Genomic DNA, 13,484 nt, shown 5'->3' with positions numbered 1-13,484 from the left:
CAAAGTAAACGTTGAAAGCTGCACGCAGAGTCGCGGAGTCGCAAAGAAGTATTATAAAAATCTTAGCTCCCAATCTGGTCTAAGTTTAACGAAGTGTAACATTAGACCTAAAATGACAAAAGTTTTCAACTTTCATTCTTTCCCAAGATTAAAATAAACGTTAAGAGTTTCGCACAGAATTGCGGAGCCATAGAAAGGGTTTTCAAAACCTTAGCGTCTTAGCGCCTTTGCGAGGATCACGCACAAAGTAAACGTTGAAAGCTGCACGCAGAGTCGCGGAGTCGCAAAGAAGTATTATAAAAATCTTAGCTCCCAATCTGGTCTAAGTTTAACGAAGTGTAACATTAGACCTAAAATGACGATTCATTGTTAGGAACACGAAAATTTAACTCAACAAAATTTTTATTAACTTAGTGGAATAAATAAACAGGAACAAAATGGATATTCAATCAATAAAAGTGGACCTAATCCATTGGATCACAAAGCTAGATGATCGAAAAGTACTTGAACAAATGCAGGCTTATAAAGATAGACAAGAAGAAGGTTTAAGTAAGGCTCATAAAGCATTGTTGGATGAGCGAATAGCTTCCTATGAAAAAGATCCCAGCAAGGTATTGGATTGGAATGATGTGATGAAGGATATTGAAAATGGCCAATGAGCTATAAGGTAAAGCTACTCAGTGAGGCTAGTTTGGACATCAAAGAAATCATTAAATGGTACAATGAAAAAAGGCAAGGCCTAGGTAGTCGTTTTTATAAATCTTTAAAAACAAGACTGAATTACATCAGTAATTATCCGTTTCAATGTCAGGTTGGATATAGAGATGTTAGAAATATATTGGTCGATAAGTTTCCATACCAAATTCATTATTGTTATAGCAGTTACCCATACTAGTAGAGATCCTAGGGTCTGGAAAAGCAAAAGATGATTTCAGCAAAGTTCCCAATCTGGTCTAAGTTTAGGGAAGCGTAACATTAGACCTAAAATGACGAAAGTTTTCAAGTTTCATACTTTCCGAAAATTAAAATAAATGTTAATAGTTTCGCACAGAATTGCGGAGCCATAGAAAGGGTTTTCAAAACCTTAGCGTCTTAGCGCCTTTGCGAGGATCATGAATAAAGTAAACGTTGAAAGCTGCACGCAGAGTCGCGGAGTCGCAAAGAAGTATTTTCAAAATCTTAGCGCCTTCTCGAGAGCCTACTCTAGGCTGGTCACCCAAAATTACGAAAATTCTCAACTTTCATAAAAGTGGACACTAGGAGTAGATTGCATCTACTCCTTTATATCAGAAATTTTCAGCAATTCGCTTTAAGACTGAATTATAAATAACCAAAGGGCTGGTTTAATGTGCTTTCAATTCTACTCAGGCCTTACCGGCTGGGTCCATGCCAGTTGGTTTTTCATATTTTCAACCGGGTTGTGTTGGGGTTCAGAAGAAGTGATCTTGCACCTAACGAAAAGTAGATCTGCACTTAGTTCAAAGGATCCGGTATTGCCTTCAACGGTCTTCAATACCTGAGTGTCTTTTTCACCTTCTTTACAGCCAATAAACTCCAAGGTATAATTTACCCCCTCTTTAGGAAGGGCCGCAACCTCCAACACATTGTTAGCATAGCTTAGTTTTTCCAATTTCACGCCTGTGGAGGCATAAAAGTCGCCTCTTTCCATAGCTTCTACTAAAGTGCCGGCTTCCAATGAATCTGCCTCAACAACTACCCATCCTCTACCGGCATTACTGAATTTTGCGCCTTGTTTGTGATAACTGTGGCTGTCATCTGTTGCCAAGCCAAAAATCAATGGTTGGCCTTTTTCCAAGTAGGCGATATTGATAAAATCCCACATGGCTTCATAACCCATCCTGGTGGAATCCCCTAAATTATTAACTGCAGGATGACCATTGTAAATTTCAAAAAATCGTTCGCCTTTTAATCGAACCATATCTTCAAGAGTAATGGCCCAATGGAAGTTTGGATGATTGATATGCACCATCATTGGTTTGCCGGAGGCTTTTCTTTGCTCCAATACCGCATTGATATTGTTCTGAAGCACTTCAACTACACTGCCGCCCTCTCTTGGAGCGATTAATCTTTCCAAATTGGTAAGGTTGAGGTGTAAGGGTTTTCCTTCAAAACCGGCAGTGATTTCCTGAGCAGGGATCATGATGAATTTTTCTTTTTCCTCATAGCGAGGGCCATATTCTTCGAAGGTCTTCAATTTTACTTTCAGCTCTTCTTCCTCCTGAACATATTCTACCCATTCCTCACCGTACTCTGTAAGGTAGTTCTGGAAAGCATTTCTATATAGACTGTCGGATTTAATGGATTTCCATTTTTCACCTTCTTGGAAGATATTGTGATCAGACAGTGCAACGAATTGATACCCCTGATCTTTGTACCACTTCATGATTACCTCCGGAAACTCATCCCCATCACTCCAATAAGAATGGGTATGCAGATTGCCTTTGTACCACTTTTTGCCAGATGCTTCTTGGCTTGTTTTTTGTGTACAGGAAAAAATAAAAAAGAAACTAAAGCAGATAAGTGTTACCGGTATTGAAAAGGCTTTCATTTGGTTTGGTGGCTAGAGGTTTTTGATATTAAGCTTGAGCAATATATTCATTGCAAGCCTAAAATCAAATAGGAGCCAAAGCTAATCTACCGTCTGATAGGAGGGATAAAAGCATTTTGATATATTTAACCTTTCAAACGTGCATTTTAAAATTTATATGGCCAATCAAACTAAGTTAATTAAATACCTGAATCTGCTTCTTAAAAATACTTACGATGGTATAAAAAGTTACAAGGATGCTGCCAGAAATGTGGAAGAAGGCTCAATAAAGGATTTTTTTATTGAGCGCGCCAAGGAAAAGCTGGTTTTGAGAGATGCGATCAAAGAGGAGATTTACCTTTTGGAAGGAATTCCAGTAGAGGAAGGGAGTTTAATGAGTTTATTTTCAAGGTCTTGGAACAATTTCAAAACTTCCTTGGATCACGACAATACCAAGGAAATAGCCAAATATTGTCTTGAAGAAGAGAAAAAACGGGTGGATGAATTCGGAGTATTGTTAAGAAACCCTGAACTTGTATCTGAAACTTTTTATGCAGCTTTGGAGGCTCACAACGAAAAAAACCTTACTGCCATAAAAGCGTTAGTAGAGCAGGTAAAATCCTAAGTGTTTAAATAAAAGTTAAATTTTATTTAAATGAGTGTTTGCTAAATTATCTTTTGGATTATTTGCATCTTTTAAGATAAAAAGCATGAATAGTTCCGAGTCGATACAAATAAACGCATAGAATTGATAGTGGTTACAGCAATTTTACTTTAAAAATAAACCTATGAAAAAGCATTTAATTTGGTTGGTCTGTATGTTTCTGGTACAAACAACAGCTTATAGCCAGACAAAGATTGATTTTAGGGAATTCACCTTAGACAATGGGCTTAAGGTAATCATGCACAAAGACAATAAAACGCCCATAGTCGTGACTTCTGTGATGTATCACGTAGGCTCCAAAAATGAGGATCCTGAGCGTACAGGTTTTGCCCATTTCTTTGAGCACCTACTTTTTGAGGGATCAGAGAATATCGATAGGGGGGAATATACAGACTTGGTTGAAGGCAACGGAGGTGCACTGAATGCTTTTACCAGCAATGACATCACCTACTACTATGAACTAATGCCTTCCAATTATCTTGAGCTCTCACTTTACCTGGAAAGCGAGCGCATGTTGCATGCGAAAATTGATGAAGTAGGCCTTGAAACCCAAAGAGAGGTAGTCAAAGAGGAAAAACGCCAGCGCTATGACAATCAGCCTTATGGGACCATTTTACCGGAAACTTTGGTACGGGCTTATAGTGAACACCCCTATCAATGGGCACCCATTGGGTCTTTGGATCACTTGAATGCAGCAAGCCTCGACGAGTTTATGCAGTTTTATAAAGATTTTTATGTGCCAAACAATGCAATCCTTACCATTGCGGGGGATATTGACTATAAGCAAACTGAGGAATGGGTTAGAAAATACTTCTCTGAAATCCCTAAAGGAAAGAAAGCCATTTATAGGCCCGACATAGAAGAGCCAAAAAAGGACGAAGAGATCAGGGATATTATTTATGACAATATCCAAATACCGGCAATCATTCAGGCCTACAACTTACCACCAAAAAATCATCCGGATGCTTATGCCATGGAAATGCTCTCGACTTATCTAACAGGAGGGAAATCCTCGCTGATGACTAAGGAGCTTGTGGACAAACAGCAAAAGGCTTTGGTAGTGGCAGCTATACCGCTTGATCTCGAAGACGGAGGTATTTTTATAATGTATGGCATTGCCAATATGGGGGTAGAACCTGAGGACCTTGAGAACGAAATTGATGTATTGATCAAGCAAGTGCAGGAGGAAGGGATTTCTGAAAAGGATTTTCAGAAATTGCAGAATATTATTGAAAATGACCTTGTCAGCAAGAATTCCTCCATCGAAGGAATTGCCCAAAACCTTGCAGAGGCAAACTTATTTTATGGCGATACTGAATACATCAATAGAGAATTGGAAGTATACCGCAAAGTAAGCAGGGAAGACATACAACGTGTGGCCAATAAGTACTTGACCCTGGATGGAAGAGTGGTATTGTATTACCTTCCTAAACCACAGGAAACGGCTCAAAACGAATAATAACCCTAAAGCTAGAAAAATGAAGACTTTATATATATTTCTTTTTGCTGCATTCATTACCTTCGGAACACAGGCACAAGTTGATAGAAGTGTCTTACCTCCTCCCGGTCCGGCCCCAAAAATTGAATTTACAGATCCTGCCACTTTTACCTTAGACAATGGCCTAAAGGTATTTGTTGTGCCAAATAATAAGTTACCGAGGGTAGCATTTTATCTAATATTGAATAGGGATCCCTTATTTGAAGGAGACAATGCCGGACTAACCGGTTTTGTGGGGGACATGATGATGGCAGGGACCAGCTCCAGAACCAAAGAGGAACTCGATGAGGAAATTGATTTTATTGGTGCCTCTCTAGGCGCAGGGTCCACCTCCCTGTCGGCTTCATCTTTGAAAAAGCATCAGGGAAAGGTACTTGAATTGATGACAGATGTTTTATACAACCCTATTTTTCCTCAAGAAGAGCTTGATAAGCTAAAAAAACAAACCCTAACATCTTTGGCTTCTTCTAAGGATGATCCGGATTATTTGGCAGGAGTGATCTCTAATGCCCTGGTATATGGTAAAGAGCATCCTTATGGTGAAACAATGACTGAAGAAACGGTTGAAAATGTAAACTTAGAAGATGTAAAGGGATATTACCGGACTTACTTTAAACCTAATATTGCGTACTTGGCGATTGTGGGAGATATTGATGAAAAAGAAGCCAAATCTTTGGTGAACGAATACTTTGCTTCTTGGGAGAAAGAAGAAGTGCCTAATTTTGATTATCAAAAACCTGAGCTTCCGACAGAAAATAAAGTGGCCCTTCTGGATCGATCCTCTGCTGTTCAATCAGTAATTAATATTGCCTTTCCGGTTGAAATGCACCTTACTAATCCCGACTATATGGCTACCAGGGTTATGAATTTTATTTTGGGAGAGGGCTTTAATTCCAGGTTGAATGGGAATCTACGGGAAACCAAGGGTTATACTTATGGGGCCAGATCAAGCTTTGGCTCTGATAAGTTAATTGCCAAGTTTTCTGCAGGTACCTCTGTAAGGAATGAGGTTACCGACTCTTCTGTTTATGAAATGATTTATGAAATTAGAAACCTTAAGGAAAATGGCATTACAGCCGAAGAACTAGCCATGGCTAAAGCCAACCTTAGTGGTAGGTTTGGAAGATCGCTTGAAAATCCCAATACCATTGCCACCTTTGCTATCAATATCGATCGGTATGATTTGCCGGATGATTTCTACAGTAGCTACTTGCAACGATTGGATGCACTCACCGTTGAAGACATCAACCAAGTCGCAGCCAAATATCTAAAGCCTGAAAATATGTACATTACCGTGGTAGGGAATGGGGCAGCTATAAAAGAAGGATTGGCTCAATTTGGAGAAATCTCCATGTACAATTATAAGGGGGATGAAGTTCAAGAAATTCAATTGTCTGATGACAGCAAAACTGCCTCCGATGTTATTGCAGGCTATTTAGAAGCAGTGGGCGGTGAAGCGGCGGTTGAAGCGATCAAAACGGCAAAGCTTGAAATGACTGCTGAGGTTCAAGGGACAAAATTGGAAATGATGGCCATCCATGATATGGAAAACCAACGCTTGGCGCAACAGGTTATAGTAATGGGGAATGTTGCTTCCAAAACATTGGTAAAAGATGGCAAAGCTACTGTCACCTCAATGGGTAATTCTCAAACATTAACCGATGAGCAATATGAGGATGTCAAAATGGCTTCTTTGTGGTTTATTCCTGAATTGTATTACGAGAACATGGGTTATACCCTAAGCTTGGATGGTGCTGTGGACATGGATGGAGAGTCTGCCTATAAGGTGATAGTTTCAAATCCTACCGGAGGGCAGGTAATCAATTATTATAGCATAGATTCCGGTTTGAAGTTGAAAAGTGAAAATCAACTTTCAGGAGACATGACTTACCTTGAATACCAAGAATTTGATGGTGTATTGGTTCCTGTTAAAATATCCATTAATAGCCCTATGATACCTGTTCCCCTAGAAACTCAAGTAGATAAAGTTGAATTGAATGTGACCGTTACTGAAGAAGATTTTAATTAATTATATACATGCCATCAATGAGAAAGTCTATTTTTATTTTGTTATTTGTTCTTTTGACTGTGTCGCAAAGTATCTATGCACACACTACTTTTAGAACAGAGCCAGTGCCGGAGAAAACCCCTCAAGAAATCATTAATGATTATATTGATGCCATTGGAGGGGCTAAGAAAATTTCTGCTGTTAAGACCATAATATTGGTGATGGAGGCAGAAATACAAGGAATGAAAATTGAAATTGACACCAATAGAGACATGGAAGGCTTGCGCCTAATGCAGCAGATGGTAGTAGATGGGAATGTAATGCAAAAAACTGTTGTGAAGGATGATGAGGGCTATATGAGCATGATGGGGCAAGTCAAAACCCTATCAGAGGATGAATTGGCAACCCTTAAAACAAATATCTATGCTTTTCCGGAATTGCACTATGAGGACATGGGATTTTCTGTAACCAGAGGCGAAAATGCTACCATCAATGGGGAAGAGGCTTACACTTTAATGGTGACCAATTCTGCAGGGCTTGAAAGCAAGGAATACTTCAGTATTTCCAGCGGGCTAAAATTAAAGATGGTCGCTGAAGTAGCAGGAGATATAATTTTTGATGACTATAAAGAGGTGGAAGGGATAATGTTTCCTATGAAAGTAACCATCTCTAATCCTATGCTTCCTGTACCTATGGAAACACATGTAGTTTCTATTCAGGTAAATGAGACGCTTGACAATTCTTTGTTTGAGTAAAGAGAAGGGCTAAATCCCCTTCCCTTTACTTTAATTTGTGAATTAGCTTCTTGATTTTTCCCTCTTTTTATTGGTTGATAAACTGGCTGAAGGCCGATGAATTTCCTATGCTATTCACTTTATAGCTTCCATAGAATATTTCGCCATCGGCAGGTAAATTGATATTGAGGTTTTTCCCCCATCTTTTCACCTTTAGCTTCAGTCCTTCCTCAGTTGGTTCATAGGACAATATTTTATCTTTGATCATTAGCTTTTTGAAGGCCGGTGATTTGGGATGGATTTTTAGCAGTTGACCATTTGGGTCGGTTACTATCCCAAAGTCACTTTGCAAAGGTGCTTTGGAAGCTCCTTTTTGTACACTTAAACCTATGCGGGGTAGCAGGTTTTGCAGCAAATCAAACAAATTGCCTGTATCCCGAACATACTGTTCGAAAAATCTTTTCATATCTTCTCGATCACCTGCGAAATCAAGCACTGCCTGTTCGAAATCCTTTAATTCATAACCAATGCCTGTTTTGCCATAGTACTCCCACATCTTGCGCATGACTTGGTGCATTCGCTTACCATTTTGCATAAGCATGATATCCATTGCCAATACAAGGAGAGCCCCATGGGTATAAATGCTGACTTTTTTGTCTGGAATGCCGGCTTTGTAGCCATCCAGCCAAAGATCCCAGCTCGAGTCTACGATGGATTGATTCTGCCAGCCGAAGCTTTCAAAGCTTCTTTCCATCAATTTCTCTAAGACTTCAAAATACCTTTCCTCTGTATAATAACCTGATTTTAACAAATAAAAATCCCCCATAAAGGTTGTTACTCCTTCAGCGATAAGCCCCTCCTTCAGGTAGGCTTCCCTTGAGAAATCATAAGGCAGTATTGATTTTGGTCGAATTCTGCACACGTTCCAAAAATGATAAAGTTCATGGGAAGAAATCCCCATCAATCTGTCCAAGCCTTGTTTTTTGGCAAATAACCTGTCAGGGCCAAGGGTGATCACTGTGGAAAATTGGTGTTCCACTCCATGATAATGGGGAAAAGGGAGCATGTGAATGATAAAATGATAATCCTTTGCAGGAAAATCGCCCATGTCTTCGATTTGTTTTTCGGTAAAATGGCTGAATTCCTCTAAAACCGGGTCCCAATCAAAATAAATTTCCCCATGCACCCAAACATGGAAATTGCTTGATTTCACTTGATAGATTTTGTGGTGCAAGGTTTCTGCAGCCAAAAAGGGGCTATCTACCAGTTCCTGATAATTGCTAGCCAATAAGGTGTTATCATCTTCCAAAGGCAAGGCGCAGGCAACTTTATAACTTTGCGGAAGCTCAAGTTTCACTTTTATTTTTTCATCTGCTCTACCGGAAATGGAAAAACAAAGGTTGATAAAATTGATATAAACTTGCTCAGGATCAAGCCAAGAGCCGCCAGCATCCAGTTGTGCGGCATGAAAAGAATAAGAAATTTTATAGTTTCCATTTTCTGCGGCAAAAAATGCCCAAGCATCTTTTGTTTCTTTTTCAGCCACTATTTTTCCATCGGGCCCAGACACTTCCAATTTTCTGATAAACTGGGCGTAATTGGCTATTTCGTATCTTCCGGGGCGCCATGCAGGCAATTGGAGCTGGATTTTTTCTTCTTTTTGGCAAATAAATTCCAGCTTAATTTCCAGAATTTGTGAAGCGGGTATGGGGGTACTTATGGTATATTTCATGAATAGTATTGAAAAGGTCTTAAACAAAAGTAAGCCACTGGTTTGTAAATAAAAAAAACCTCTCTATCTTTGCAATCCTTTAAAAAACGAGAATTAAGCGATTAAAATATAGCAATAATGAAAAGAACATTTCAACCTTCCCGCAGGAAAAGAAGAAACAAGCACGGTTTCAGAGAGAGAATGTCCACTTCCAATGGCAGGAGAGTACTTAAAGCCAGAAGAGCTAAAGGTAGACATAAGTTATCAGTATCTTCTGAGAAGACACTTAAGAAATAATGCCCGATTGCATTTGTATGGAATAATTTATTCAGCATTATTTTATGGATTGTAAATTTTCAAAAGCAGAAAGATTACATTCCAAAAAGTTAATAAAGGAACTTTTTGATAAAGGTTCCTCTTTTTTTTTATATCCCTTCAAGGTATTGTATCTTGATGATTCGCGGGTAACTGACAATCAATTATTGGTATCTGTTTCCAAAAGAAAGCTGAAAAATGCTACAGACAGAAACTATATTAAAAGAAGAGTTAAAGAAGCTTACCGTCTCAACAAGCATCTTCTACCTGCCACACAGGAGTCAAAAAAACTTATCGCCTTAATTTACGTTTCAAAGGATTTGATGGGTTTTCATGACATACAACCAAAGGTCATTAAGACCCTAAAAAAATTACCTGTAGCAAAACCATCTCAAGAATGAAAAATTATTTTTCCCGTAAAAGGCTTTTCACTAGCCTTGCTGTTGTAGGAATAGCTGGTTTGATGCTTTCTTTTTATCCCAAAAATGATAAGCTTTTTGAACTGGCCAAGAACCTGGATATTTTTGCTTCATTGGTAAGGGAGCTTGATACTTATTATGTGGATGAAATCGACCCAACTGAATTGGTGACCATTGGGATCAACGCCATGCTGGCCGAACTTGATCCCTACACTGAGTATATTCCAGAGGAGGAGTCGGATGATTTTAGGGTTTTAACCACCGGTGAATATGGAGGAGTTGGTGCGCTGATAGGAAATCGCCTAGGCAAGAATATGATCATGATGCCTTATAAGGGTTTTCCTGCACAGGTTTCAGGCTTGAAAGTTGCCGATGAACTACTGCAAGTAGATACCGTCAATGTGATCAATAAGAACACCAGTGAGATTTCTAAATTGCTTAAGGGCCCAGCCAACACGGAAGTGAACGTAGTAGTCAAAAGAGGGGTGGATACCTTGTCTGTAAAGCTCACCAGAAAGAAGATCGTCATAAGTAATGTACCATATTATGGCATGGTGGAGGGAGAGACCGGCTATATTAAGTTAAGTGATTTCACTACCAATGCTGCCCAAGATGTGGCTTTGGCCCTGCAAGATTTGAAAGCCCAGGGGGCAAAAAAATTAATCCTAGATGTAAGGGACAACCCCGGAGGGATATTAATGGAAGCGGTAAATGTGGTTAATATATTTATTCCTAAAAATAAAGAGGTAGTTAAAACCATCGGAAAATTGGATAAAGTATTGTCCGAATATAAAACCAAGTCTTCACCTATAGATAAGGAGATTCCGCTTGTAGTGATGATCAATGAGCGTAGTGCTTCTGCCTCGGAAATTGTAGCAGGTGCTTTACAAGACTATGACCGGGCTGTATTGGTGGGAAGGACTTCTTTCGGCAAAGGATTGGTTCAAAGTACGATTCCCTTGGCTTACAACTCTCAAGTTAAATTGACCACAGCCAAATACTATATACCGAGTGGCAGGTGCATTCAGGCCATAGATTACAGTATAAAAGATGAAGACGGAAATGGAAGTTATGTTCCTGATTCATTACGGCAAGAATTTCAAACCAAAAACGGACGGATTGTATTTGACGGGGCAGGGATAGAGCCAGACGTAGCTTTAGACTCCAGAAGTTTTGCTCCAATTACCTATAGCCTAGTTACCCGAAGTTTGGTTTTTAGTTTTGTGAGTGAGTTTGCTTTGGAAAATGATTCCATAGCAACTCCCAGATCATTTGAAGTCAGTGATGAATTGTATGCTTCCTTTGTAGATTGGTTACAGGATAAAGAATATGATTACATTACTAGGGTTGAAAAAACCATAGAGGACCTGGAGAAATACGCTGAAAAGGAAAAGTATTTTGATGACATCAAAGAAGAACTTGAAAAGCTTAAAAAGAGTGTAAGCCATAGCAAAGAGCAGGATTTGATAACCTTTAAAGATGAGATCAAAGAAGCCCTAAAAGATGAAATTGTTTCCAGGTATTATTATCAAAAGGGGGTTATAGAAGCCTCTTTGGACCAAGATCCGGAAATTGAAAGTGCTTTAGAGGTTTTTACCGATGCTAAACAATATGAAGCATACCTGAGCCCTTCAAAGTAAAGCCAGCCGAGAATAGCTTTAGCCCTATCATTGAGTTAAGCGTTAATGCCTTGTTGAAGGAATCCATACAATAGTTAGTGAATTTGAAATGGTGGGCGCTTAAGCTTACTTTGCCAAATATCGGCTGCATTTTCGAGATGTAGCCTTTTGTTTTTCCATAGCGTCAATGGGAGCATGCTGAGGGTTTCCACTTTGGTGATAATGATGTAGTTTTTATACGACATATATATATGAGTAAAATCCTTTCTATAGAGACCTCCATTGCTGTTTGTTCTGTTGCAGTTCATGAAGATGGTGAGCTTCTTGCCCTCTCAGAATTGCATCAAGACAATGTGCATGGGAGCAAGTTGGTACCACTGATTAAAAGTTTGTTGGCAGAAGCTGATTACAGCCCTGCGAGTTTGGATGCCATAGCAGTGGCACAGGGTCCCGGTTCTTATACCGGACTGCGTATAGGCGTTTCGACGGCAAAGGGCTTGGCCTTTGCCCATGATTTACCTTTAATTGGCGTGGATAGTTTGGATGGTCTTGCGGCTCGGTTGGTTGGTCAAGTTGAAAGGGGTTCCTTTATTGTGCCCATGATTGATGCGCGGCGAATGGAAGTGTATGCCAAGGTGCTAGATGAAAAAGGGGGAACCTTGGTTCCTTTGAAACCTGTAATTTTAGAGGAGGGGGTTTTTGATGAATTCTTGGATTCCGGATTGGTCTATTTTCTGGGCAATGCCAATAAAAAGACCGAAGCCTTCCTGAATCACGCCAATGGTAGGTACGTTGATATGGTTAACTCTGCTTCAGGCTTGGGGAAATTGGCTTACCGAAAATTTATGAACAAGGATTTTGTGGATATTGCCTACTTTGAGCCGAACTACTTGAAGGAGTTTATGGTTTTAAAATCAAAGAAGAACCCATTATTGTCATGAGTGAAATAATTAACAGAGTTGCCAATAGCCCTATTGTCACAATAGATTTGGAAACCTATCATTTAGCTGGAGATCGAATAGTTTTTGATTTGGAGCCATTTTTATTCCAAGGTTTGGTAGTTAAAGAGAAAGAGTTTCGCCAAAGCTTTAAAAATCTTGATTGGTCTTTATATAAAGACAAATTGGTGGCGATTACATGTTCTACTGATGCCATCATTCCTAAATGGGCGTATATGTTGGCCATGGTAAATTTGCAGGCTGTGGCGAAGGAGGTGATAATAGGTAGCATTGAAGACTTAGAAAAGCATCTTTTATACAATGTCATCGACAAGCTTGATGTGAAGGATTTTGAAGACAGGCCTGTAGTTATTAAAGGCTGTGGGAAGTTGTCAATTCCTGACTATGCCTATGGGGAGATTGTCAAGAAGGTAATGCATGTGGCAAAAAGTGTAATGTTTGGGGAGCCTTGCAGTACTGTCCCGGTTTACAAAAGGCCAAGGGCAAAATAAATTGAAGAAATATCTGGCTGTTTTTGAGTAGGTTAAAAGATATTCATCAATAATTTTAGATAAGTGTTTGGCATATTCATAAAAGAGCCCTATGTTTGCATTCCCAAATGAGAGACGCTCGCGGGAAAAGGCAAAAAAGCGAACAAACTTTTGTTGAAAATTGAAAAAAGAGAATAAAATTTTATTTAAAATTTTCTCTCAAATGTTTTAAAACATCAAAATTTTGTTTTACATTTGCAAACCTGTTTCGAAAACAAGCTTTCAAAAAGCGAGAATGAGACACAGCAAATGGGCAAAAAAGTTGTCCAAGAAAAGTTCTTTGAAGTAGTGTAAGATAGTTAAAATTAAAAACCTGACGGTTCGATTTAATTCGGATATAGAATAATATAGATTTTTCAATCTTTCGGGATTGTGAATCACAACAAACTTTACAATGGAGAGTTTGATCCTGGCTCAGGATGAACGCTAGCGGCAGGCCTAATACATGCAAGTCGTACGGGATTTCATCTTTCGGGATG

The 13,484-nt window shown here is 39.2% G+C and carries 12 protein-coding genes and 1 rRNA gene; 11 read left to right on the top strand and 2 right to left on the bottom strand.

What is annotated here, in order from left to right:
* The first annotated feature begins 437 nt into the window (after positions 1-437).
* Positions 438-659 (top strand): addiction module protein, encoded by a 222-nt coding sequence (locus tag ACYVHJ_RS08650; RefSeq protein ID WP_460514124.1) that lies wholly within the window; start codon positions 438-440, stop codon positions 657-659.
* Positions 660-1,360: 701 nt separating this feature from the next.
* Here the strand turns inward: ACYVHJ_RS08650 and ACYVHJ_RS08645 are convergent.
* Positions 1,361-2,569 (bottom strand): CehA/McbA family metallohydrolase domain-containing protein, encoded by a 1,209-nt coding sequence (locus ACYVHJ_RS08645; RefSeq protein ID WP_460514122.1) that lies wholly within the window; start codon positions 2,567-2,569, stop codon positions 1,361-1,363.
* A gap of 157 nt (positions 2,570-2,726) precedes the next feature.
* Here ACYVHJ_RS08645 and ACYVHJ_RS08640 point away from each other — a divergent pair, with 157 nt between their 5' ends.
* The 4 genes from ACYVHJ_RS08640 to ACYVHJ_RS08625 all read left to right on the top strand — a co-directional run bounded on the left by ACYVHJ_RS08640 (position 2,727) and on the right by ACYVHJ_RS08625 (position 7,473).
* Positions 2,727-3,173 (top strand): ferritin family protein, encoded by a 447-nt coding sequence (locus ACYVHJ_RS08640; protein ID WP_460514120.1) that lies wholly within the window; start codon positions 2,727-2,729, stop codon positions 3,171-3,173.
* A 163-nt stretch (positions 3,174-3,336) separates the two neighbouring features.
* Entirely contained in the window at positions 3,337-4,671 is a 1,335-nt protein-coding gene (locus ACYVHJ_RS08635) for a M16 family metallopeptidase (protein WP_460514118.1), read from the top strand.
* 19 nt (positions 4,672-4,690) lie between these two features.
* Positions 4,691-6,739 (top strand): M16 family metallopeptidase, encoded by a 2,049-nt coding sequence (locus ACYVHJ_RS08630; protein ID WP_460514116.1) that lies wholly within the window; start codon positions 4,691-4,693, stop codon positions 6,737-6,739.
* A gap of 17 nt (positions 6,740-6,756) precedes the next feature.
* Positions 6,757-7,473: a peptidase, M16 family protein gene (locus tag ACYVHJ_RS08625; RefSeq protein ID WP_460514114.1), complete on the top strand. Its 717-nt coding sequence runs from the start codon at positions 6,757-6,759 to the stop codon at positions 7,471-7,473.
* A 67-nt stretch (positions 7,474-7,540) separates the two neighbouring features.
* Here ACYVHJ_RS08625 and ACYVHJ_RS08620 read toward each other — a convergent pair whose 3' ends face one another.
* Positions 7,541-9,184, bottom strand: a complete 1,644-nt coding sequence (locus ACYVHJ_RS08620) for a M61 metallopeptidase family protein (protein ID WP_460514112.1) — start codon at positions 9,182-9,184, stop codon at positions 7,541-7,543.
* A 117-nt stretch (positions 9,185-9,301) separates the two neighbouring features.
* Between ACYVHJ_RS08620 and rpmH the strand changes: the two genes are divergently transcribed.
* The 6 genes from rpmH to ACYVHJ_RS08590 all read left to right on the top strand — a co-directional run.
* Positions 9,302-9,460, top strand: coding sequence for a 50S ribosomal protein L34 (gene rpmH / locus ACYVHJ_RS08615; protein ID WP_014019965.1), 159 nt, complete (start codon positions 9,302-9,304; stop codon positions 9,458-9,460).
* 44 nt (positions 9,461-9,504) lie between these two features.
* A complete protein-coding gene (rnpA, locus tag ACYVHJ_RS08610) occupies positions 9,505-9,879 on the top strand; it encodes a ribonuclease P protein component (protein WP_460514110.1) in 375 nt (124 codons plus the stop codon).
* Positions 9,876-11,537: a S41 family peptidase gene (locus ACYVHJ_RS08605; protein WP_339903826.1), complete on the top strand. Its 1,662-nt coding sequence runs from the start codon at positions 9,876-9,878 to the stop codon at positions 11,535-11,537. The genes rnpA and ACYVHJ_RS08605 overlap by 4 nt, the downstream gene beginning before the upstream one ends.
* A gap of 230 nt (positions 11,538-11,767) precedes the next feature.
* Positions 11,768-12,457, top strand: coding sequence for a tRNA threonylcarbamoyladenosine biosynthesis protein TsaB (gene tsaB, locus ACYVHJ_RS08600; RefSeq protein ID WP_460514107.1), 690 nt, complete (start codon positions 11,768-11,770; stop codon positions 12,455-12,457).
* Positions 12,454-12,966, top strand: a complete 513-nt coding sequence (locus ACYVHJ_RS08595; RefSeq protein ID WP_460514105.1) for a DUF2480 family protein — start codon at positions 12,454-12,456, stop codon at positions 12,964-12,966. The genes tsaB and ACYVHJ_RS08595 overlap by 4 nt, the downstream gene beginning before the upstream one ends.
* Before the next feature lie 430 nt (positions 12,967-13,396).
* Positions 13,397-13,484: ribosomal RNA gene (locus ACYVHJ_RS08590) — 16S ribosomal RNA — on the top strand; the annotation flags it as partial.

This window comes from Cyclobacterium sediminis, assembly GCF_054781075.1.
This window is presented reverse-complemented; position numbering and strand designations above follow the sequence as displayed.

Bases quoted from the DNA above. Each gene is read 5' to 3' on its own strand.
- ACYVHJ_RS08650 (WP_460514124.1), top strand. From the start codon at position 438: ATGGATATTCAATCAATAAAAGTGGACCTAATCCATTGGATCACAAAG.
- ACYVHJ_RS08645 (WP_460514122.1), bottom strand. From the start codon at position 2,569: ATGAAAGCCTTTTCAATACCGGTAACACTTATCTGCTTTAGTTTCTTT.
- ACYVHJ_RS08640 (WP_460514120.1), top strand. From the start codon at position 2,727: ATGGCCAATCAAACTAAGTTAATTAAATACCTGAATCTGCTTCTTAAA.
- ACYVHJ_RS08635 (WP_460514118.1), top strand. From the start codon at position 3,337: ATGAAAAAGCATTTAATTTGGTTGGTCTGTATGTTTCTGGTACAAACA.
- ACYVHJ_RS08630 (WP_460514116.1), top strand. From the start codon at position 4,691: ATGAAGACTTTATATATATTTCTTTTTGCTGCATTCATTACCTTCGGA.
- ACYVHJ_RS08625 (WP_460514114.1), top strand. From the start codon at position 6,757: ATGAGAAAGTCTATTTTTATTTTGTTATTTGTTCTTTTGACTGTGTCG.
- ACYVHJ_RS08620 (WP_460514112.1), bottom strand. From the start codon at position 9,184: ATGAAATATACCATAAGTACCCCCATACCCGCTTCACAAATTCTGGAA.
- rpmH (WP_014019965.1), top strand. From the start codon at position 9,302: ATGAAAAGAACATTTCAACCTTCCCGCAGGAAAAGAAGAAACAAGCAC.
- rnpA (WP_460514110.1), top strand. From the start codon at position 9,505: ATGGATTGTAAATTTTCAAAAGCAGAAAGATTACATTCCAAAAAGTTA.
- ACYVHJ_RS08605 (WP_339903826.1), top strand. From the start codon at position 9,876: ATGAAAAATTATTTTTCCCGTAAAAGGCTTTTCACTAGCCTTGCTGTT.
- tsaB (WP_460514107.1), top strand. From the start codon at position 11,768: ATGAGTAAAATCCTTTCTATAGAGACCTCCATTGCTGTTTGTTCTGTT.
- ACYVHJ_RS08595 (WP_460514105.1), top strand. From the start codon at position 12,454: ATGAGTGAAATAATTAACAGAGTTGCCAATAGCCCTATTGTCACAATA.